Genomic DNA, 21846 nt, shown 5'->3' with positions numbered 1-21846 from the left:
CTCTGGTGGGTGGGGGGGCCCCTCCCCCCCACCCCCCCCCCCCCCCCCCCCCACCCCCCCCCCCACCCCCCCCGACCCCCTCCCCCCCCCCCCCCCCCCCCCCCCCCCCCCTTCCGCGTGGGCGAACTCAGCCGCCGAACTCCTGCAGCCCCTTCAGCGCCTGGTCCAGCAGGGCCTGGCGGCCCTCCAGCTCACGCTCGAGCTTCTCCGCCTTGGCCGTGTTGCCCTGCGCGCGCGCCTGCTCGATCTGGCCCTTCAGCTTGTCCACGGCGGCCTGGAGCTGACCGGTCAGACCCGCGGCACGCGCACGTGCCTCCGGGTTGGTGCGGCGCCACTCGGCCTCCTCGGCCTCCTGCAGGGCCCGCTCCACGGTGTGCATCCGGCCCTCGACCTTCGGGCGGGCGTCCCGCGGCACGTGACCGATGGCCTCCCAGCGCTCGTTGATCCCGCGGAACGTGGCCCGCGAGGCCTTCAGATCCGTGATCGGCAGAAGCTTCTCGGCCTCCCCGGCCAGCTCTTCCTTGAGCTTCAGGTTCTCCGCCTGCTCGGCGTCCCGCTCGGCGAAGACCGAGCTGCGGGCGGCGAAGAAGACGTCCTGGGCGCCGCGGAAGCGGTTCCACAGGTCTTCCTCGTGCTCGCGCTGGGCGCGGCCCGCGGCCTTCCACTCCGTCATCAGATCGCGGTAGCGGGCGGCCGTCGGTCCCCAGTCCGTCGAGTTCGACAGCGACTCGGCCTCGGCGACCAGCCGTTCCTTGATCCTGCGGGCGTCTTCGCGCTGCGCGTCCAGCTGGGCGAAGTGCTGCTTGCGCCGCTTGGAGAACGCCGACCGGGCGTGGGAGAACCGGTGCCACAGCTCGTCGTCGGACTTGCGGTCCAGCCGCGGCAGGCCCTTCCAGGTGTCCACCAGGGACCGCAGCCGCTCACCGGCGGCCCGCCACTGATCGGACTGTGCCAGCTCCTCCGCCTCGACGACCAGCGCCTCCTTGGCATGACGTGCCTCGTCGGACTGCCGGGCCCGCTGCGCCTTGCGCTCCTCGCGACGCGCCTCCACCAGCTCCACGAGCTTGTCCAGCCGGGCCCTGAGGGCGTCCAGGTCCCCCACCGCGTGGTGGGCGTCGATCTGCTCGCGCAGGTGCCCGATCGCGGTCTGGGCGTCCTTGGACGACAGGTCGGTGGTCTTCACTCGCTTCTCGAGGAGGCCGATTTCGACAACCAGGCCCTCGTACTTGCGTTCGAAGTAAGCCAGCGCCTCCTCGGGGGAGCCGGCCTGCCAGGAACCGACGACCTGCTCGCCGTCGGCCGTACGCACGTACACGGTCCCCGTCTCGTCGACGCGGCCCCACGGGTCGCTGCTCACAGCGCCTCCTCCACATGATGCCGTCGAGGGGGCCTGCGAGCTCCCCCGGGCATCGTCCACAGTTTCGTCACGGCCAACATAGGCGACCGACGGGATGCCTGTCCGCATCCCGCGCGACCGAAATTCCGCAGTTGGGGGTCAGGATTTGGTGACTGTCGCCTTGTTGATGACGACCGTCGCGTTGGGCGCGGTGTTGCCGGTCGCGGGGTCCATGGCCTGGGCGCCGGCGTCCGCGATCTTCTTCAGCACCTTCATCCCCGCTTCGGACACCGTGCCGAACGGTGTGTAGTGGGGCGGCAGCTGACTGTCCTGGTAGACCAGGAAGAACTGGCTGCCTCCACTGTCGCGCCCCTGCTGCGTCTGCGCGTTGTACTGGTTGGCCATCGCGACCGTGCCGGCCGGGTACACATTGCCCTTGAGACTCTCGTCCTTCAGGTTCTCGTCGGGAATCGTGTAGCCGGGCCCGCCCGCTCCGGTGCCCTGCGGGTCGCCGCACTGGAGCACGTAGATGCCGGTGTCGGTCAGCCGGTGGCACTTGGTGTGGTCGAAGTAGCCCTTGTCCGCGAGGAAGTCGAAGGAGTTGACGGTGTGCGGCGCCGCCGACGCCTTCAGCGCCACGTCGATCGTCCCGCAGGTCGTGTCGAGCTTCATGGTGTACTTCGCCGACTTGTCGATGGACATCGCCGGCTCCTTCTTCCAGGTCTCCGACGCGACCTTGCCCTCGGCGGGCTTGTCGCACGGGTCCGGCGCCTTGCTGCTCGGCGCGGCGCTCGGCGTGACCTCCGTGTTCGCCTTGGTCTTGTCGTCGTCCTGCTCCAGCGCCCCGGTCGCGTACAGCGCGCCGCTGCCCACGAGGACCACACCGAGCGCGGACGCGATCACCGAGTTGCGGATCCGCGACGTGCGGCGTGCGTCGGTGCGCCGCTGCTGCTGCCGCAAGAACTTCTCCCGGGCGAGCTGACGCCGCCGCTGTTCCTGGCTGACCACCGGGTTCTCTCCTCATGCGTCTCGTGTGCCGGCCGGTACGCGTGCGTGCGTGCGGTGAGCCGACCGCCTGCGTGTGCCCCGTACCGTATATGGGTTCGCTGTGGAATCGGCAGCGCCGGTAGGCTCTGACCACGGGCGCAGCCCCGTCACAAGCCTCCCGTATCGACACAACGAAGGACGATCGTGCTCATTGCCGGGTTCCCCGCCGGGGCCTGGGGGACGAACTGTTATCTCGTCGCCCCCGCCGCCGGTGAGGAGTGCGTGATCATCGACCCCGGCCACCAGGCCGCCGACGGCGTCGCGGAGGCGGTCCGCAAGCACCGGCTCAAGCCCGTGGCCGTCGTCCTCACCCACGGCCACATCGACCATGTCGCCTCGGTCGTCCCGGTGTGCGGAGCGCACGACGTACCGGCCTGGATCCACCCCGCGGACCGCTACATGATGAGCGACCCGGAGAAGGGGATCGGCCGCGCCATCGGCATGCCGCTGATGGGCGAGCTGACCGTGGGGGAGCCGGACGACGTCAAGGTGCTCACCGACGGCACGCCGCTGGACCTCGCGGGCCTCACGTTCTCCGTCGCGCACGCGCCGGGCCATACCAAGGGGTCGGTGACCTTCGGCCTGCCCGAGGCGGCGGACATTCCGCCGGTCATGTTCTCGGGCGACCTGCTGTTCGCCGGCTCCATCGGACGCACCGACCTGCCCGGCGGTGACATGGCCGAGATGCTCGACTCGCTGGCCCGCGTGTGCCTGCCGCTCGACGACTCGACCGTGGTGCTGTCCGGCCACGGCCCCCAGACGACCATCGGCCAGGAGCGCGCCACCAACCCGTATCTGCGGCAGGTGGCCGCCGGCCAGGGAGCCACGACCGAGGCCCCCCGACGAGGAATGTGACGAGACTTCCGTGAGCACCTTCAAGGCCCCCAAGGGCACATACGACCTGATCCCGCCCGACAGCGCCACGTACCTCGCCGTCCGCGAGGCCATCGCCGCGCCACTGCGGGGATCCGGCTACGGCTACATCGAGACGCCCGGCTTCGAGAGCGTCGAGCTGTTCGCGCGCGGTGTCGGTGAGTCCACCGACATCGTCACCAAGGAGATGTACGCCTTCGAGACCAAGGGCGGCGACCGGCTCGCCCTGCGCCCCGAGGGCACCGCCTCCGTACTGCGTGCGGCCCTGGAGGCCAACCTGCACAAGGCCGGCAACCTCCCGGTGAAGCTCTGGTACTCCGGCTCGTACTACCGCTACGAGCGCCCCCAGAAGGGCCGTTACCGCCACTTCTCCCAGGTCGGTGCCGAGGCGATCGGCGCGGAGGATCCGGCACTGGACGCCGAACTGATCATCCTGGCCGACCAGGCGTACCGCTCGCTGGGCCTGCGCGGCTTCCGCATCCTGCTGAACTCGCTGGGCGACAACGAGTGCCGCCCGGTGTACCGGGCCGCGCTGCAGGACTTCCTGCGCGGTCTGGACCTGGACGAGGACACCCTGCGCCGTGCGGAGATCAACCCGCTGCGCGTCCTGGACGACAAGCGCGAGTCGGTGCAGAAGCAGCTCACCGGCGCACCGCTCCTGCGGGACTACCTCTGTGACGCCTGCAAGGCGTACCACGAGGAGGTCCGGGAGCTGATCACTGCGGCGGGCGTGGCCTTCGAGGACGACCCCAAGCTGGTGCGCGGCCTGGACTACTACACCCGCACCACCTTCGAGTTCGTCCACGACGGTCTGGGCTCCCAGTCCGCGGTGGGCGGCGGCGGCCGCTACGACGGACTGTCCGAGATGATCGGCGGCCCCGCGCTGCCGTCCGTCGGCTGGGCCCTCGGCGTCGACCGCACCGTGCTGGCCCTGGAAGCGGAGGGTGTCGAGCTCGAACTCCCCGCCACGACCAGCGTGTTCGCCGTGCCGCTCGGCGAGGAGGCACGCCGGGTGCTGTTCGCGAAGGTCACCGAACTGCGCAAGAACGGCGTGGCGGCGGACTTCAGTTACGGCCGCAAGGGCCTCAAGGGGGCCATGAAGAACGCCCACCGCAGCGGCGCCCGCTACGCCGTCGTGGCCGGCGAACGCGACCTCGCCGAGGGCGTCGTCCAGCTCAAGGACATGGAGTCCGGCGAGCAGACGGCCGTCGGCGTCAACGAGATCGTGGCGGAACTGGAGTCACGGCTCGGCTGATCCCCGCGCCAGGCGCCGGGTCCCCGCCGGGCCCGGCGCCTTCGTCGTCAACCGCGCGGGGATGCGGTACGCCCCGACGAGTGACAGGGGGTGGAGCGCCTGTGCGATCGCGCGCCACGCGTCGGCCGGAACCGAACCCGCACGGGCGACCACCCGTATGTCCTTATGCCCGCTCAACGGCGGACGCACAGCCCCGTACGGCACAATGGCACCTGCCCGAAGCAGGTCCCCCACTCACCAGTGACGGAATCGGCGTGATGAGCAAGACGACAGTCAGGGACGTCGACATGGAGCCCGAACCCCCGGCCTCGCCGGAGCGCACCGCCCCGGCGCGGCGCACGGAAGGCGCGAGCCGGGCGCTCGCCCTGCTCCTGGTGATCACCGGCGCCGCCGGCGTGCTCTCCGCGTGGGTGATCACGCTCGACAAGTTCAAGCTGCTCGAAGCCAAGGTCAAGGGCGAGACGTTCGTCCCCGGGTGCAGCCTCAACCCCGTCGTCTCCTGCGGCAGCGTGATGGAGAGCGACCAGGCCTCCGTCTTCGGCTTCCCCAACCCGATGCTCGGCCTCGTCACCTACGGCATCGTCGTCTGCGTCGGAATGAGCCTGCTCGCCCGGGCCCGCTTCCCGCGCTGGTACTGGCTCACCCTCAACGCGGGCACGCTCTTCGGCACGGTCTTCTGCGCCTGGCTGATGTACCAGTCGCTGTACCGGATCAACGCGCTGTGCCTGTGGTGCTGCCTGGCCTGGGTCGCCACGATCATCATGTTCTGGTACGTGACGTCGTTCAACGTCCGCAAGGGCTTCCTGCCCGCCCCGGGCTGGCTGAGGAGCTTCTTCGGCGAGTTCACCTGGGTGCTGCCGGTCCTGCACATCGGCATCATCGGCATGCTGATCCTGACCCGCTGGTGGGACTTCTGGACCAGCTGACCGCCCGCCCCGGGCTGTCGGTGCGGTGCCTTAGGGTTTCAGCGTGGAGCCCGACCTGTTCACCGCCGCAGCAGAAGAACGCCAGGAGAAGGACCCGACCGGCAGCCCTCTGGCCGTACGGATGCGCCCGCGCACCCTCGACGAGGTGGTGGGCCAGCAGCACCTGCTGAAGCCGGGTTCCCCCCTGCGCAGACTGGTCGGCGACGGCGCCTCGGGCCCCGCGGGACCTTCCTCCGTGATCCTCTGGGGCCCGCCCGGCACCGGCAAGACGACCCTGGCCTACGTCGTCTCCAAGGCCACCAACAAGCGCTTCGTCGAGCTGTCGGCGATCACCGCGGGCGTGAAGGAGGTCCGCGCGGTCATCGACGGCGCCCGCCGCGCCGTCGGCGGATACGGCCAGGAGACCGTCCTCTTCCTCGACGAGATCCACCGCTTCAGCAAGGCCCAGCAGGACTCCCTGCTGCCGGCCGTGGAGAACCGCTGGGTCACCCTGATCGCCGCGACCACCGAGAACCCCTACTTCTCCGTCATCTCCCCGCTGCTCTCCCGGTCCCTGCTGCTCACCCTCGAACCGCTCTCCGACGACGACATCCGGGACCTGCTCCGGCGTGCCCTCACCGACGAGCGGGGCCTGAAGGACGCCCTCGCCCTCCCCGACGACACCGCGAACCACCTCCAGCGGATCGCCGGCGGTGACGCACGCCGTGCGCTCACCGCCCTGGAGGCCGCCGCCGGGGCCGCGCTCGACAAGGGCGAGGCGGAGATCACGCTGGCCACCCTGGAGGAGACGGTCGACCGGGCCGCGGTGAAGTACGACCGCGACGGCGACCAGCACTACGACGTCGCCAGCGCCCTGATCAAGTCCATCCGCGGCTCCGACGTGGACGCGGCCCTGCACTATCTGGCCCGCATGATCGAGGCCGGCGAGGACCCCCGCTTCATCGCCCGCCGATTGATGATCTCCGCCAGCGAGGACATCGGCCTCGCCGATCCCAACGCGCTGCCCATCGCGGTCGCCGCCGCCCAGGCCGTCGCCATGATCGGCTTCCCGGAGGCCGCGCTGACCCTCAGCCATGCCACCATCGCGCTCGCCCTCGCCCCGAAGTCCAACGCGGCGACCACCGCGATCGGCGCCGCCCTGGACGACGTACGCAAGGGACTGGCCGGGGCCGTGCCGTCCCACCTGCGGGACAGCCACTACAAGGGCGCGACCAAGCTCGGGCACGGCAAGAGCTACACCTACCCGCACGACCTGCCCGAGGGCATCGCCGAGCAGCAGTACGCGCCGGACGCCCTGAAGGACCGCGAGTACTACGAGCCCACCCGGCACGGCGCGGAGGCGAGATACGCGGACGCGGTGGAGTGGACCAGGAAGCACCTCGGTCGGAAGCGGTCCTGACCACCCTGTAGACTTCCCCGCAGTGCTGAGTCCCGTGTCCGGCTCCGGTCGGCGCCTCAGGCGGGACACCCAGCCGGATCTTCGATCCAGGAGCGTCGCGCACCGCCGTAGGTGTCGCGGGCAGCCCACCACCACCCGTCAGTCCCGGGACCGGTCGGTGGGCCGTTCGTGTGCTGCACGTATGTGCCCAGACCAGGGGAGCGGCTGCCTGACACGTCCCTCACGGACCTGTCGGGAATTCCCCGGCTGCGGATGCGACCTCCCGTAACCCTGAGGCAGCCGAAATGGAAAAGGAAAAGAAGTGGCGAACCAGTCCCGCCCCAAGGTCAAGAAGTCGCGTGCCCTCGGCATCGCGCTGACCCCGAAGGCCGTCAAGTACTTCGAGGCCCGCCCCTACCCCCCGGGTGAGCACGGCCGTGGCCGCAAGCAGAACTCGGACTACAAGGTCCGTCTGCTGGAGAAGCAGCGTCTGCGCGCGCAGTACGACCTCTCCGAGCGCCAGCTGGTCCGCGCCTACGAGCGTGCCTCCAAGACCTCGATGAAGACCGGCGAAGCCCTCGTCATCGAGCTCGAGCGCCGTCTCGACGCGCTGGTCCTGCGTTCGGGCATCGCCCGCACGATCTACCAGGCCCGCCAGATGGTCGTGCACGGCCACATCCAGGTCAACGGCAAGAAGGTCGACAAGCCCTCCTTCCGTGTCCGCCCGGACGACGTCGTGCAGGTCCGCGACCGCAGCAAGGAGAAGACCCTCTTCACGATCGCCCGTGAAGGCGGCTTCGCCCCCGACGGTGAGATCCCGCGCTACCTGCAGGTGAACCTCAAGGCCCTGGCGTTCCGCCTGGACCGTGAGCCGAACCGCAAGGAGATCCCGGTGATCTGCGACGAGCAGCTCGTCGTCGAGTACTACGCCCGCTGATCCCAGCAGGCACGCGGTATCCCGAGCCCGCCGTCTCCCCGCCCTTCCGAGCGGACGAGGCGGCGGGCTCGTCTTCGTGCGCATCCGCCCGCTCATACGACTTCGCCGGTGGCGGACGGTAATCCGGTGCCGGGTGACGTCACCGGCGCGATAGGCTCGGGCACACGACTTTCTCGATGTTCAGGCGCGTTTCAAGGGAGCGGGTGCACACAGTGTCCGGTGGCGAGGTGGCCGGAATCCTGGTGGCCGTGTTCTGGGCGATCCTGGTCTCCTTCCTCGCCGTCGCGCTGGCGAGGCTGGCCCAGACGCTCCGGGCGACGACCAGGCTCGTGGCGGAGGTGACCGATCAGGCGGTCCCGCTGCTGGCCGACGCGTCCACGGCGGTGCGCTCCGCGCAGACCCAGATCGAGCGGGTCGACGCGATCGCCTCCGACGTCCAGGAGGTCACCTCCAACGCCTCCGCGCTGTCGACCACCGTGGCCTCCACCTTCGGCGGCCCCCTGGTCAAGGTCGCCGCCTTCGGCTACGGCGTGCGCCGGGCCGTCAGCGGCCGCAAGGACGACGCCCCGGCCAAGCCGTCGAGGCGTCCCGTGATCGTTGGCCGTACCGTCCCGGGGGCGCGGCGGGAAAAGCGGACCCGGGGAAAGAGGGACTGACCCAGCGATGTTCCGCCGAACGTTCTGGTTCACCTCCGGCGTCGCCGCCGGAGTGTGGGCCACCACCAAGGTCAACCGGAAGCTCAAGCAGTTGACGCCCGAGAACCTCGCCGTGACCGCGGCGAACACGGCGATCGAGGCCGGCGGCCGGCTCAAGGACCGTGCGGTGGACTTCGCCCTCGAGGTCCGCGACAACATGGCCCGGCGGGAGGCCGAACTGGGCGACGCGCTCGGGCTCAACGCCCCCGTCGACCGCGAACTCCCCCCGCCCCGGGGCTACGCAGTCATCGAGAACCGCAACAGCAGCAAGTACGTCGAGGGCCCGGCGCACACGTCGACGTACACGACGCACCCGTACAACCGGAATGAGGACCACTGATGGAGTCGGCCGAGATCCGCCGCCGCTGGCTGAGCTTCTTCGAGGAGCGCGGGCACACCGTCGTCCCTTCGGCGTCGCTCATCGCGGACGACCCGACTCTGCTGCTCGTCCCGGCCGGCATGGTGCCCTTCAAGCCCTACTTCCTGGGCGAGGTCAAACCCCCCTTCGACCGGGCCACCAGCGTGCAGAAGTGTGTGCGCACACCCGACATCGAAGAGGTCGGCAAGACCACCCGGCACGGCACGTTCTTCCAGATGTGCGGCAACTTCTCCTTCGGCGACTACTTCAAGGAAGGCGCCATCAAGCTCGCCTGGGAGCTGCTCACCAGCACCCAGGACAAGGGCGGCTACGGCCTCGACCCCGAGCGGCTGTGGATCACCGTCTACCAGGACGACGACGAGGCCGAGCAGATCTGGCGCGACATCGTCGGCGTGCCTGCCGAGCGCATCCAGCGCCTGGGCAAGAAGGACAACTTCTGGTCCATGGGCGTCCCGGGCCCGTGCGGCCCCTGTTCCGAGATCAACTACGACCGCGGCCCCGAGTTCGGTGCCGAGGGCGGCCCCGCCGTGAACGACGAGCGGTACGTGGAGATCTGGAACCTGGTCTTCATGCAGTACGTGCGGGGCGAGGGCACCGGCAAGGACGACTTCGAGATCCTCGGGGACCTGCCGAGCAAGAACATCGACACCGGTCTCGGCTTCGAGCGACTCGCCATGATTCTGCAGGGCGTGCAGAACATGTACGAGATCGACACCTCGATGGCCGTCATCGACAAGGCCACCGAGCTGACCGGCGTCCGCTACGGCGACGCCCACGCCTCGGACGTCTCCCTGCGTGTGGTCACCGACCACATGCGCACCTCCGTGATGCTCATCGGCGACGGCGTCACCCCCGGCAACGAGGGCCGCGGTTACGTGCTGCGCCGCATCATGCGCCGCGCCATCCGCAACATGCGCCTGCTCGGCGCCACCGGCCCCGTCGTCAAGGACCTGATCGACGTCGTCATCGGCATGATGGGCCAGCAGTACCCGGAGCTCGTCACCGACCGCGAGCGCATCGAGAAGGTGGCCCTAGCCGAGGAGAACGCGTTCCTCAAGACGCTCAAGGCCGGCACCAACATCCTCGACACCGCCGTCAGCGAGACCAAGGCGGCCGGATCCGCCGTCCTGGCCGGCGACAAGGCCTTCCTGCTCCACGACACCTGGGGCTTCCCGATCGACCTCACCTTGGAGATGGCCGCCGAGCAGGGGCTGTCCGTGGACGAGGACGGCTTCCGGCGCCTGATGAAGGAGCAACGGGAGCGCGCCAAGGCCGACGCCCGGGCCAAGAAGACCGGCCACGCCGACCTCGGCGCCTACCGGGAGATCGCCGACCGCGCCGGGGCCACCGACTTCATCGGCTACACCGACACCGAGGGTGAGTCCACCGTCGTCGGTATCCTCGTCGACGGTGTCTCCTCCCCGGCCGCCACCGAGGGCGACGAGGTCGAGATCGTCCTCGACCGCACCCCGTTCTACGCCGAGGGCGGCGGCCAGATCGGCGACACCGGCCGGATCAGGGCCGACTCCGGTGCCGTCATCGAGATCCGCGACTGCCAGAAGCCGGTTCCGGGCGTGTACGTGCACAAGGGTGTCGTCCAGGTCGGCGAGGTCACCGTCGGCGCCAAGGCCCATGCCTCCATCGATGGCCGCCGCCGTACGGCCATCGCCCGTGCCCACTCGGCCACCCATCTCACCCACCAGGCACTGCGTGACGCCCTCGGCCCGACGGCCGCCCAGGCCGGTTCCGAGAACCAGCCCGGTCGCTTCCGCTTCGACTTCGGCTCCCCGTCCGCCGTCCCGCAGACGGTGATGCTCGACGTCGAGCAGAAGATCAACGAGGTGCTCACCCGCGACCTCGACGTGCGTGCGGACGTCATGGGCATCGACGAGGCCAGGAAGCAGGGCGCCATCGCCGAGTTCGGCGAGAAGTACGGTGAGCGCGTGCGCGTGGTCACCATCGGTGACTTCTCCAAGGAGCTCTGCGGCGGCACCCATGTGCACAACACCGCCCAGCTGGGCCTGGTGAAGCTGCTCGGCGAGTCGTCCATCGGCTCGGGTGTGCGCCGTATCGAGGCCCTGGTCGGCGTGGACGCCTACACCTTCCTCGCCCGTGAGCACACGGTGGTCAACCAGCTGACCGAACTGCTCAAGGGCCGCTCGGAGGAGCTCCCGGAGAAGGTCTCCGCCATGCTCGGCAAGCTCAAGGACGCCGAGAAGGAGATCGAGAAGTTCCGGGCCGAGAAGGTGCTCCAGGCGGCGGCCGGCCTCGCCGAGTCCGCCAAGGACGTACACGGTGTCGCCCTTGTCACCGGTCAGGTGCCGGACGGCACCACGCCGGACGACCTGCGCAAGCTGGTCCTCGACGTGCGGGGCCGCATCCAGGGAGGCAGGGCCGTCGTCGTCGCCCTGTTCACCGTGAACAACGGCAAGCCGCTGACGGTCGTCGCCACCAACGAGGCAGCCCGTGAACGCGGTCTCAAGGCCGGTGACCTGGTGCGCACCGCCGCCAAGACGCTCGGCGGCGGCGGTGGCGGCAAGCCGGACGTCGCCCAGGGCGGCGGCCAGAACCCGGCCGCCGTGGGCGGGGCCGTCGACGCCGTCGAGCGTCTCGTGGCGGACACCGCCAAGTGAACGGCACGGCGAACGAGCGGACGGACGGCCCGGTGATGCGCCGCGGCCGCCGTCTCGCGGTCGACGTGGGGGACGCCCGGATCGGGGTGGCCTCCTGCGACCCGGACGGGATCCTCGCCACCCCGGTCGAGACGGTCCCCGGCCGGGACGTCCCGGCCGCGCAGCGCAGGCTGAAGCAGCTCGTCGAGGAGTACGAGCCGCTCGAGGTCGTCGTCGGTCTCCCTCGCTCCCTCAAGGGGGGCGAGGGTCCCGCCGCGGCGAAAGTCCGGGGGTTCGCACGCGAACTCGCCCGCCTGATCGCGCCTGTTGCGGTGCGGCTCATCGACGAGCGCATGACGACGGTGACGGCGAGTCAGGGACTGCGCGCCTCTGGGGTGAAGTCCAAGAAGGGGCGCTCGGTCATCGACCAGGCGGCCGCTGTGATCATCCTCCAGCAGGCACTGGAATCCGAACGGGTGTCAGGCAGACCACCCGGTGAGGGCGTCGAAGTGGTCATCTGATCGCGATACGGTAACGTTCCGCGCGATGCGGACGGTGTTCGAACAGCCGCCGCACAGAAAGAGGCGGGACGGAAGCCGTGGTCTTCAGGTGGCCGGGGTTGACCGCCGTCTCGCGGCTCTAGGGGATCGATGACTGAGTATGGCCGGGGCCCAGGCTCCGAACCGTGGCATCCGGAGGACCCGTTGTACGGGGACGGCGGATGGGGAGGACAGCCGGCCCAGCAGGGTCAGCAGTCCCCCTACGGCGGCCAGCCACAGCACTATCCGCAGCAGCCGCAGACGCAGGCGCAGTACGGCGACTGGGGCACCCCCGACCAGCACGGTTATGCGCAGCAGCAGGACCAGAGCGGTTACGGGCAGCAGCAGTATCCGCAGTACGACCGGCAGTACGGCTACGGGCAGCAGCCGCAGTACGACCAGCAGTACGCCCCTCAGCAGCACCAGCCGCAGTACGACCAGAACGGCTGGCCCATCGGCGCGCATCACCCCCAGGACCCGTACGCGGCCGACCCGGCGAACCAGTACGGGCAGCAGCCCGGGGGTTACGGCGGGGAACAGGCCGACCACTACGGCACCCCGGAGGCCTACCCGCCGCCCGAGCCGCCCAGCCGCCGCGCCGGGCCCGGGCCGGAGACCGACTGGGACCCGGGCCCCGACCAGGGCGAACACGCCTTCTTCGCGGGGGGCGACGACGATGACGACCGCGACGACCGCGACGACCGCGACGACGAACCGGCCGAACGGCGCGGGAGCACCGAGCGCCGCGGTGGCAAGGAGAAGAAACGGCGCAGCGGCATGGCCTGCCTCGTGGTGGTCGCGGTCTTCGGCGGTGGCCTGGCAGGCGTCGGTTACTTCGGCTACCAGTTCTACCAGGATCGTTTCGGCAGTCCCGCCGACTTCGCGGGGTCCGGTAACGGCGAGCAGGTGACCGTCACGATCCCGAAGGGATCCGGCGGCTACGCCATCGGCCAGGAGCTCAAGAAGCAGGGCGTGATCAAGAGCGTCGACGCGTTCGTCTCCGCCCAGGCATCCAACCCGCAGGGCAAGAACATCCAGGACGGCGTGTACACGCTGCAGAAGGAGATGTCGGCAGCCAGCGCGGTGGAGCTGATGCTCAGCCCCAAGAGCAGGAACAACCTGATCATCGCCGAGGGCTGGCGCAACGTCCGTATCTACGAGGCCATCGACAAGCGCCTCGAGCTCAAGAAGGGCACCACCGCCAAGGTCGCCGAGAGCAAGTGGGAGACGCTCGGCCTGCCCGACTGGGCCGTGAACCACAAGGACGTCAAGGATCCGTTGGAGGGCTTCCTCTACCCGTCCAGTTACGCCGTCGCCAAGGGCCAGAAACCCGAGGCCGTACTGAAACAGATGGTGGCTCGTGCCACCGAGACGTACGAAGGGCTGGACTTCCCGGAGAAGGCCGAGAGTCTGGGTCTCGACGGGCCGTGGGAACTGGTGACGGTCGCAAGCCTGGTGCAGGCCGAGGGCAAGACCCACGACGACTTCCGCAAGATGTCCGAGGTCGTCTACAACCGTCTCAAGACCACCAACACCGAGACGAACCAGGAACTTCAGTTCGACTCGAGCTTCAACTACCTCAAGGGTCAGAGCAAGATCGACATCTCCGAGTCGGAGATCAACAGCAACCCCGACCCGTACAACACGTACACCAACAAGGGCCTGCCGCCCGGCCCGATCGGCAACCCGGGCAAGGACGCCCTGAAGGCCGCGCTGAACCCGACGAGCGACGGCTGGATGTACTTCGTCGCCACGGACGGCATGGACGAGACCGAGTTCGCCAAGACGATCGAGGAGCACCAGAAGCTCGTCGACAAGTTCAACGCGGCGAGGGGCAACTGATGCCCGCCGCCCGCCGAGCAGCCGTACTCGGATCCCCGATCGCGCACTCCCTCTCCCCGGTGCTGCACCGGGCCGCGTACGCGGATCTGGGGCTCCAGGGGTGGACGTACGACCGTTTCGAGGTGGACGAGAAGGCGCTGCCGGGGTTCTTCGGGACGCTCGGCCCGCAGTGGGCGGGACTGTCCCTGACCATGCCGCTGAAGCGGGCGGTCATCCCACTGCTCGACGAGATCAGTGAGACGGCGGCCTCGGTGGAGGCGGTGAACACCGTCGTCCTCCACGAGGACGGCCGCAGGACCGGTGACAACACCGACATCCCCGGCATGGTCGCCGCGCTGCGCGAGCACGGCATCGACAAGGTGGAGAGCGCCGCCGTCCTCGGCGCGGGCGCCACCGCGTCCTCCGCGCTGGCCGCCCTGGCCCGGATCTGTCCGGGCGAGGTCACCGTCTACGTCCGCAGCGGGGCCCGTGCCGCCGAGATGCGCCGGTGGGCCGAGCGGCTCGGCGTCGCGGTGCGCATCGCCGACTGGGAGGACGCCCGGCAGGCCCTGCGCGCACCGCTGGTCATCAGCACCACCCCGGCCGGGGTCACGGACGTGTTCGCCCGGGCCGTCCCGGAACGCCCGACGGCCCTCTTCGACGTGCTCTACGACCCGTGGCCGACCGTCCTCGCCGCTCGCTGGTCCGCGTACGGCGGTGCCGTGATCAGCGGGCTCGACCTGCTCGTGCACCAGGCGGTGCTCCAGGTGGAGCAGATGACGGGGCGCTCACCGGCCCCGCTGGACGCCATGCGAAAAGCGGGGGAACGGGCTCTCGCCGCCCGCTAAGATCCACTGTCGGTTCCGCAGGGGGCGGAACACGGGAGGGGAACGCGTTTCATGTCCGCAGGCGTGCCGCTGGCATCGTGGAAATCCGAGATATTCGAGTCCGTGCTGGGCTTCCTGCCCGACTGGGTGCAGATCACGGTGTTGGCCCTGATCGTGCTCGCCGTCGTGACGTCCTGGGTCCTCAGGATCAGGAACCGGATCGTGTACCGGCGCGCCCTCCGTTCCGCGCCGCCGGCCCCCACGGTGACCCGGCACGGCGAGGGCAGTGGTGCCGACCACCTCGGCCCGTACGCACCGCAGCGGCAGCAGCCGAGCGGCGCCGACTTCCTCGGCGCCTACGCCCCCCAGCGGCGCCAGGGCGACGGAACCGCCTGATTCCCTTCTGCCCGGACCTCGGTCCCGCCCGTCCGTCTGATGGACCGGCGGCCGGTTCCACCGCCCGGACGTGGGAGGATCGGAGTGGCGGACCGGGGCCGCGCACCCCGTCACGCCACAGCGGAACGCGAACAGGCGCGTACGCAGGGCATACCGGGGCGCGAAGCACGGAGGAGCACCGTTGAGCAGGTTGCGCTGGCTGACCGCCGGGGAGTCCCACGGTCCCGCACTCGTCGCGACGCTGGAGGGTCTTCCCGCCGGCGTACCGATCACCACGGACATGGTGGCGGACCACCTCGCGAGGCGGCGGCTGGGCTATGGCCGCGGGGCCCGGATGAAGTTCGAGCGCGACGAGGTCACCTTCCTCGGCGGAGTCCGGCACGGTCTGACGCTCGGCTCCCCGGTCGCGGTCATGGTGGGCAACACCGAGTGGCCGAAGTGGGAACAGGTCATGGCGGCCGACCCGGTCGACCCCGAGGTGCTGGCCGGCCTGGCGCGCAACGCCCCGCTGACCCGTCCCCGCCCCGGCCACGCCGACCTCGCCGGCATGCAGAAGTACGGCTTCGACGAGGCCCGCCCGATCCTGGAGCGCGCCTCCGCCCGCGAGACCGCCGCCCGCGTGGCGCTGGGCGCGGTGGCACGCTCGTACCTGAAGGAGACGGCGGGCATCGAGATCGTCAGCCACGTCGTCGAACTGGCCGCGGCCAAGGCGCCGTACGGCGTGTACCCGGCCCCCGCCGACGTGGAGCGGCTGGACGCGGACCCGGTGCGCTGCCTGGACGCGGGCGCCTCCGAGGCGATGGTCGCGGAGATCGACCAGGCACACAAGGACGGCGACACCCTCGGCGGCGTCGTGGAGGTCCTGGCGTACGGGGTCCCCGTCGGCCTCGGCTCCCACGTCCACTGGGACCGCCGCCTGGACGCCCGTCTGGCCGCCGCCCTCATGGGCATCCAGGCCATCAAGGGTGTGGAGGTCGGCGACGGCTTCGGTCTCGCCCGCGTGCCCGGCTCCGAGGCGCACGACGAGATCGTCGCCACCGACGAGGGCATCAGGCGCGCCTCGGGCCGCTCCGGCGGCACCGAGGGCGGACTGACCACCGGTGAACTGCTGCGCGTACGCGCGGCGATGAAGCCGATCGCCACGGTCCCGCGCGCGCTGAAGACCGTGGACGTCGTCACCGGCGAGGAGACCGCCGCCCACCACCAGCGCTCCGACGTCTGCGCGGTGCCGGCGGCCGGCATCGTCGCCGAGGCCATGGTCGCCCTGGTCCTCGCCGACGCGGTCGCGGAGAAGTTCGGCGGCGACAGTGTCACCGAGACCCGCCGCAATGTGCGGTCCTACCTCGACAGTCTGACCATCCGATGAGCCCGCGGATCGTACTCGTCGGCCCGATGGGTGTGGGCAAGTCCACCGTCGGCCACCTGCTGGCCGAGCGGCTGGGGGTCGGCTACCGCGACACCGACGACGACATCGTCACCGCCGAGGGCAGGACCGTCGCCGACATCTTCGTCGACGACGGCGAGCCCGCGTTCCGTGCCATCGAGAAGCGTGCGGTGCGCACGGCGCTCAACGAGCACGACGGGGTCCTGGCCCTGGGCGGCGGCTCGATCCTGGACGAGGACACCCGCGCACTGCTCAGCGCACAGCGGGTCGCCTACCTCTCGATGGACGTCGAGGAGGCGGTCAGGCGCACCGGCCTCGGCGTCGCGCGGCCGCTGCTCGCGGTCAACCCGCGCAGGCAGTGGCGCGAGCTGATGGAGGCCCGCCGGCACCTGTACGAGGAGGTCGCCACGGCTGCGGTACCGACCGACGGACGTACCCCCGAAGAGGTCGCCGAGGCCGTCCTGAACGCACTGGAGCCGCAGACCGCATTCCCCGGGGAGCAAGCCCCGGACCCCCGGCCGGAGGACGTCGTGGCAGAGCAAGTGACAAGGATCCACATCGGCGGCACGGCGGGCACCGACCCGTACGAGGTCCTGGTGGGCCGTCAGCTCCTCGGGGAGCTCGGCCGGTTGGTCGGCACCCGGGCGAAGCGGGTCGCGATCGTGCACCCCGAAGCACTCGCCGAGACCGGCGACGCGCTCCGCGCGGACCTCGCCGGACAGGGCTACGAGGCGATCGCCATCCAGGTGCCCAACGCGGAGGAGGCGAAGACCGCCGAGGTCGCCGCCTACTGCTGGAAGGCGCTCGGCCAGTCCGGTTTCACCCGCACCGACGTCATCGTCGGCGTGGGCGGCGGCGCCACCACCGACCTGGCCGGCTTCGTCGCCGCCACCTGGCTGCGCGGCGTCCGCTGGATCGCCGTCCCGACCACCGTTCTGGCCATGGTCGACGCGGCCGTGGGCGGTAAGACCGGCATCAACACCGCCGAGGGCAAGAACCTCGTCGGAGCCTTCCACCCGCCCGCGGGCGTCCTCTGCGATCTGGCCGCCCTGGACTCCCTCTCGGTCAACGACTACGTATCCGGACTCGCCGAGGTCATCAAGGCCGGCTTCATCGCCGACCCGGTGATCCTCGACCTCATCGAGTCCGACCCCGAGGCCGCCCGTACCCCGGCGGGCCCGCACACCGCGGAGCTGATCGAACGATCGATCCGGGTCAAGGCGGACGTGGTCTCCTCCGACCTGAAGGAGTCGGGCCTCCGCGAGATCCTCAACTACGGCCACACCCTCGGCCACGCCATCGAGAAGAACGAGCGCTACAAGTGGCGCCATGGCGCGGCCGTGTCCGTGGGGATGCACTTCGCCGCTGAACTGGGCCGTCTCGCCGGCCGCCTCGACGACGCCACGGCCGACCGCCACCGCACGATCCTCGAAGCGGTCGGCCTGCCGCTGCACTACCGCTACGACCAGTGGCCGAAGCTCCTGGAGACGATGAAGGTCGACAAGAAGTCCCGCGGCGACATGCTGCGCTTCATCGTCCTCGACGGTCTCGCCAAGCCCACGGTGTTCGAAGCACCCGACCCTGCCGTCCTGCTCGCCGCGTACGGCGAGGTGGGGGAGTAACCCGGGCACTCATCACCGCCCCCGGCCGTTCACACAACGACGGCAGGGGGCGGTACCGTTCGGTAGCACGCGGGGCGCCCCCGCGGTCAGCGCCCCATCGCCTGTACGAGACGGAGTGGCACCGGATGCAGCACGCAGTGGGTTCTCCGCTGCCGCCGCCCCATCAGCCGGGGCACGGACCGGCCGTCGGCTGGTCCCCGGCCGCACACCACCCGGGCCAGCACCCGGGCACCGCCCCAGCGCCCGTGCCTCCTCCGGCACCGGGCTATCCCGCGCCCCCGCCCGGGCCCACCCCGTCCTCCGCCGGTCCGCGGCATGCCTCGATGCCCCCGCCGCCGGACACCACCGGCCACGTACCGCTGCCGCCCGGCGGCCCCGTCGCCATGCCCAGCCCTCCGCAGGCGCCCGCGGCACCCGACCCGGCCGGGACCATCATGGCGGTGCTGCTCATAGGGCCCGCCGGTGCCGGCAAGACGAGTGTGGCCAAGTACTGGGCGGACCACCGCCGGGTCCCGACCGCCCACATCAGCCTGGACGACGTTCGCGAGTGGGTCCGCTCCGGCTTCGCCGACCCGCAGTCCGGGTGGAACGACCACTCCGAGGCGCAGTACCGCCTGGCCCGCCGCACCTGCGGCTTCGCCGCACGCAACTTCCTCGCCAACGGCATCTCCTGCATCCTCGACGACGCCGTCTTCCCCGACCGGCCGGTCGTCGGCCTGGGCGGCTGGAAGCGGCACGTGGGCCCCGGCCTGCTGCCGGTCGTCCTGCTGCCGGGCCTGGACATCGTCCTGGAACGCAACGCGGAACGCTCCGGCAACCGGCGCCTCAGCGACGAGGAAGTGGCCCGTATCCACGGCCGCATGGCCGGCTGGTACGGCTCGGGCCTGCCCATCATCGACAACTCCCAGCTGGGTATACCGGAAACGGCCCGGATACTGGACGACGTCCTGGCGAGGTCCATCGCGAGCCCGCCTCCGTGGTGAAGCGGGCCCGGTGACGTGGTCGCCGTCGCCGGTCAGAAGTCGTCGGCGCCGTTGCGGAGTTCGTACGTCCAGTGGCCCGTGCGGGCCTTCGCCGGGTTGACGGCGATGCCGCCGCTGCCGGGCGCGGTGACGTCGATGACGGTGGCATCGCCCTCGAGCATGAGGGAGAACGCGGAGACGGGCTCGTTGTCCTCGTCCGTGCCGCCGTCCGACAGCTTCACCAGCGCGTAGGCCGGGGCGCCCGCCTCGAGCACGACCGGCGCCTCCGGCTTGCTCTTGCCGACGGCCGGGACGTCCTGCGCCGAGGCGAGTCCGTGACCGTCCGGCCGGGGTGAGCCGTCCGGACGGGGGTGCCATGGTGCGCGGGTCGCCGCCGTACCGCCGGGGGGCCGACGCCCACTCGGACCTCTCGACCGGCGGTATCCGGCCACCGCTCATAGGCTCGGGTCATGTCAGAGGTCTACGCGATCCGCCGGACGCGGCTACGGGAATGCTGCAACGCGGTGGGCAGCGTGGCGGCGCTGGTGTCCCGCCCCGCCAATGTGCGCTACCTCGCCGGCGCCGCCCCCGAGGGTGCCGTCCTGCTGCTGGGCAGGACGGAGGACGTCCTGGTGTGCGCGGGCCCGCCCGACGACCGCTCCCCGCAGGGCCGCCCCGACGACTCCCTGCGCCTGCACGTGATGAGCGGCATCGGCGGCGACCCCGCCGTCGCGGCCGCCGACCTCGCCGTCGCCCAGGGCGTCGACTCCCTCGCCGTCGAGGAACACCATCTCACCGTGACCCGGCACCGCGAGATCCACTCGGTCGCCCCCCGGCTGCGGCTGGCCGGCATCGCCGGTGCGGTGGAACAGCTCAGGGTGGTCAAGGACGAGGAGGAGATCTCCTGCCTGCGCATCGGCGCGGAGATCGCCGACCAGGCCCTCGGTGAACTCCTGGAGTCCATCCTCGTGGGCCGCACCGAACGCCATCTCGCCCTCGAACTGGAGCGCCGCCTGGTCGATCACGGTGCCGACGGCCCCGCCTTCCCCACCTCCGTCGCCACCGGCCCGAACGCCGGCCGCCCCGGCCACCGCCCGACCGACCGCCGCGTCGAGGAGGGTGACTTCCTCTCCGTCTGCCTGGGCGCCACCTACCGCGGCTACCGCTGTGAGATCGGCCGTACGTTCGTCATCGGCACGGCCCCCGCGGACTGGCAGATCGAGCTGTACGACCTCGTCTTCTCGGCCCAGCGCGCCGGCCGGGAGTCCCTCGTGCCGGGCGTCGCCTACCGCGAGGTGGACCACGCGGCACGTCATGTCCTGGATTCTGCCGGGTACGCCGGGGCCCTCCCCGTACTCACCGGTCACGGTGTGGGACTTGAAATCGACGAGGACCCTCAATTGACCCCCGCGGCCATGGGTAAACTGGACGCTTGTGTGCCGGTCACCGTCGAACCGGGGGTCCATCTCCCCGGCCGGGGCGGAGTCCGGATCGATGACACGCTCGTCGTACGCCCCGAGGCGGACGGCGGACCCGAGCTACTCACCATCACGACCAAGGAGCTGCTCGCGCTCTAGCCCCGTGCTGTGCGCCTGCCCCCGCCCCGGCCGTCGTCCACGTCAGTCCAGTCCAGGAGATTCCGCAACCGTGGCTTCCACGAACGACCTCAAGAACGGCATGGTGCTCAAGCTCGAAGGCGGCCAGCTCTGGTCCGTCGTCGAGTTCCAGCACGTCAAGCCCGGCAAGGGCCCGGCCTTCGTGCGCACCAAGCTGAAGAACGTGCTGTCCGGCAAGACCGTCGACAAGACCTTCAACGCCGGCGTCAAGGTCGAAACGGCCACCGTCGACAAGCGCGACATGCAGTTCTCGTACATGGACGGCGACTACTTCGTCTTCATGGACATGCAGACCTACGACCAGCTGCACGTCGACCGCAAGACGGTCGCGGACGCCGCCAACTTCCTCGTCGAGGGCTTCGAGGCCACCGTGGCGCAGCACGAGGGCGAGGTGCTCTTCGTCGAGCTGCCCGCCGCCGTCGAGCTGACCATCCAGGAGACCGAGCCGGGCGTGCAGGGCGACCGCTCCACCGGCGGCACCAAGCCGGCGACCCTGGAGACCGGTCACCAGATCCAGGTCCCCCTCTTCATCACCACCGGTGAGAAGATCAAGGTCGACACCCGCACCAGCGACTACCTCGGCCGGGTGAACAGCTAACCGTGGCTGCCCGCAACACGGCCCGCAAACGCGCCTTCCAGATCCTCTTCGAGGGCGACCAGCGTGACGTCGAGGTCCTGACGGTCCTCGCCGACTGGATCCGGCATTCCCGGACCGACACCCGGCAGCCGCCGGTGAGCGAGTACACGATGCAGCTCGTCGAGGGCTACGCGGAACACGCGAAGCGCATCGACGAACTGATCGCCCAGTACTCGGTCGGCTGGACCCTCGATCGGATGCCGGTGGTGGACCGCAGCATCCTGCGTCTCGGCGCGTACGAGCTGATCTGGGTCGACGAGACCCCGGACGCGGTTGTCCTCGACGAGATGGTGCAACTGGCGAAGGAGTTCTCGACGGACGAGTCGCCGTCCTTTGTGAACGGGCTTCTGGGCCGGCTGAAGGAACTCAAGCCGTCGCTGCGTCGCGAGTAGAAGCGCCCTGCGAGGGGCGCGGGGAACTGCGCGCTCAGCCCCCACAGTCCGCAGCTCACAAGAGACCCGCGGCCGGCTGTACCAAAACCGCCGGGGGGGGGGGGGGGGGAAAAGGGGGGGGGGGGGGGGGGGGCGGGTGGTTTTTGTGTTCGGGGGGGGGGGGGGGGCTCTTGGTTGGGGCCCGCCGGGGGGGGGGGGGGGGTGGCGAGGAG

21 protein-coding genes are annotated in these 21846 nt (G+C 70.5%); 18 read left to right on the top strand and 3 right to left on the bottom strand.

Annotation, left to right across the window (positions count from 1 at the left end; genetic code table 11):
- Positions 1-127: 127 nt before the first annotated feature.
- A complete protein-coding gene (locus tag ACZ5C2_RS32725; protein ID WP_468799468.1) occupies positions 128-1357 on the bottom strand; it encodes a DUF349 domain-containing protein in 1230 nt (409 codons plus the stop codon).
- Between the two features lie 138 nt (positions 1358-1495).
- Positions 1496-2344: a peptidylprolyl isomerase gene (locus ACZ5C2_RS32720; protein WP_468799466.1), complete on the bottom strand. Its 849-nt coding sequence runs from the start codon at positions 2342-2344 to the stop codon at positions 1496-1498.
- Positions 2345-2527: 183 nt separating this feature from the next.
- On the opposite strand from ACZ5C2_RS32720, the gene ACZ5C2_RS32715 reads away from it, so the two are divergent.
- The 15 genes from ACZ5C2_RS32715 to ACZ5C2_RS32645 all read left to right on the top strand — a co-directional run bounded on the left by ACZ5C2_RS32715 (position 2528) and on the right by ACZ5C2_RS32645 (position 19010).
- The gene (locus ACZ5C2_RS32715; protein WP_468799464.1) at positions 2528-3238 is read left to right on the top strand and encodes an MBL fold metallo-hydrolase; all 711 of its coding nucleotides are present in this window, start codon (positions 2528-2530) and stop codon (positions 3236-3238) included.
- A gap of 10 nt (positions 3239-3248) precedes the next feature.
- Positions 3249-4511 carry a histidine--tRNA ligase gene (gene hisS / locus ACZ5C2_RS32710; protein WP_468799462.1) on the top strand — a complete coding sequence of 421 codons (1263 nt, stop codon included), beginning with the start codon at positions 3249-3251 and terminating at the stop codon, positions 4509-4511.
- A 257-nt stretch (positions 4512-4768) separates the two neighbouring features.
- The gene (locus tag ACZ5C2_RS32705; RefSeq protein ID WP_468799460.1) at positions 4769-5437 is read left to right on the top strand and encodes a vitamin K epoxide reductase family protein; all 669 of its coding nucleotides are present in this window, start codon (positions 4769-4771) and stop codon (positions 5435-5437) included.
- Positions 5438-5480: 43 nt separating this feature from the next.
- Positions 5481-6836 (top strand): replication-associated recombination protein A, encoded by a 1356-nt coding sequence (locus ACZ5C2_RS32700; RefSeq protein ID WP_468799458.1) that lies wholly within the window; start codon positions 5481-5483, stop codon positions 6834-6836.
- A gap of 301 nt (positions 6837-7137) precedes the next feature.
- Positions 7138-7752, top strand: a complete 615-nt coding sequence (gene rpsD, locus ACZ5C2_RS32695; RefSeq protein WP_468799456.1) for a 30S ribosomal protein S4 — start codon at positions 7138-7140, stop codon at positions 7750-7752.
- Positions 7753-7955: 203 nt separating this feature from the next.
- Positions 7956-8408 carry a DUF948 domain-containing protein gene (locus ACZ5C2_RS32690; RefSeq protein WP_468799454.1) on the top strand — a complete coding sequence of 151 codons (453 nt, stop codon included), beginning with the start codon at positions 7956-7958 and terminating at the stop codon, positions 8406-8408.
- A 7-nt stretch (positions 8409-8415) separates the two neighbouring features.
- Entirely contained in the window at positions 8416-8787 is a 372-nt protein-coding gene (locus ACZ5C2_RS32685; RefSeq protein WP_468799452.1) for a hypothetical protein, read from the top strand.
- A complete protein-coding gene (alaS, locus tag ACZ5C2_RS32680) occupies positions 8787-11459 on the top strand; it encodes an alanine--tRNA ligase (RefSeq protein WP_468799450.1) in 2673 nt (890 codons plus the stop codon). The genes ACZ5C2_RS32685 and alaS overlap by 1 nt, the downstream gene beginning before the upstream one ends.
- A gap of 35 nt (positions 11460-11494) precedes the next feature.
- A complete protein-coding gene (gene ruvX / locus ACZ5C2_RS32675; protein ID WP_468799484.1) occupies positions 11495-11959 on the top strand; it encodes a Holliday junction resolvase RuvX in 465 nt (154 codons plus the stop codon).
- A 129-nt stretch (positions 11960-12088) separates the two neighbouring features.
- Positions 12089-13819, top strand: coding sequence for an endolytic transglycosylase MltG (gene mltG / locus ACZ5C2_RS32670; protein ID WP_468799448.1), 1731 nt, complete (start codon positions 12089-12091; stop codon positions 13817-13819).
- A complete protein-coding gene (locus ACZ5C2_RS32665) occupies positions 13819-14646 on the top strand; it encodes a shikimate dehydrogenase (RefSeq protein ID WP_468799446.1) in 828 nt (275 codons plus the stop codon). Before mltG ends, ACZ5C2_RS32665 begins: the two co-directional genes overlap by 1 nt.
- A 51-nt stretch (positions 14647-14697) precedes the next feature.
- Positions 14698-15021 carry a hypothetical protein gene (locus ACZ5C2_RS32660; RefSeq protein ID WP_468799444.1) on the top strand — a complete coding sequence of 108 codons (324 nt, stop codon included), beginning with the start codon at positions 14698-14700 and terminating at the stop codon, positions 15019-15021.
- A gap of 181 nt (positions 15022-15202) precedes the next feature.
- A complete protein-coding gene (gene aroC / locus ACZ5C2_RS32655; RefSeq protein ID WP_468799442.1) occupies positions 15203-16387 on the top strand; it encodes a chorismate synthase in 1185 nt (394 codons plus the stop codon).
- Positions 16384-18027 carry a 3-dehydroquinate synthase gene (gene aroB / locus ACZ5C2_RS32650; protein ID WP_468799440.1) on the top strand — a complete coding sequence of 548 codons (1644 nt, stop codon included), beginning with the start codon at positions 16384-16386 and terminating at the stop codon, positions 18025-18027. The genes aroC and aroB overlap by 4 nt, the downstream gene beginning before the upstream one ends.
- A 125-nt stretch (positions 18028-18152) precedes the next feature.
- Positions 18153-19010 (top strand): Pro-rich N-terminal domain-containing protein, encoded by an 858-nt coding sequence (locus tag ACZ5C2_RS32645; protein ID WP_468799438.1) that lies wholly within the window; start codon positions 18153-18155, stop codon positions 19008-19010.
- Positions 19011-19042: 32 nt separating this feature from the next.
- Here ACZ5C2_RS32645 and ACZ5C2_RS32640 read toward each other — a convergent pair whose 3' ends face one another.
- The gene (locus tag ACZ5C2_RS32640) at positions 19043-19441 is read right to left on the bottom strand and encodes a hypothetical protein (RefSeq protein ID WP_468799436.1); all 399 of its coding nucleotides are present in this window, start codon (positions 19439-19441) and stop codon (positions 19043-19045) included.
- A gap of 18 nt (positions 19442-19459) precedes the next feature.
- Here ACZ5C2_RS32640 and ACZ5C2_RS32635 point away from each other — a divergent pair, with 18 nt between their 5' ends.
- The 3 genes from ACZ5C2_RS32635 (at position 19460) to nusB (ending at position 21634) form a co-directional block, all read left to right on the top strand.
- Complete coding sequence (locus ACZ5C2_RS32635) at positions 19460-20566, top strand: aminopeptidase P family protein (RefSeq protein ID WP_468799434.1); 1107 nt, start codon at positions 19460-19462, stop codon at positions 20564-20566.
- A gap of 70 nt (positions 20567-20636) precedes the next feature.
- Complete coding sequence (efp, locus tag ACZ5C2_RS32630) at positions 20637-21203, top strand: elongation factor P (RefSeq protein WP_468799432.1); 567 nt, start codon at positions 20637-20639, stop codon at positions 21201-21203.
- Positions 21204-21205: 2 nt separating this feature from the next.
- Complete coding sequence (gene nusB / locus ACZ5C2_RS32625) at positions 21206-21634, top strand: transcription antitermination factor NusB (protein ID WP_468799430.1); 429 nt, start codon at positions 21206-21208, stop codon at positions 21632-21634.
- The last annotated feature ends 212 nt before the right edge of the window (positions 21635-21846 follow it).

This window comes from Streptomyces sp. NPDC031365, assembly GCF_055569765.1.
The sequence above is the reverse complement of the archived record's forward strand: the minus strand, read 5'-3'. Positions and strand labels throughout refer to the sequence as shown.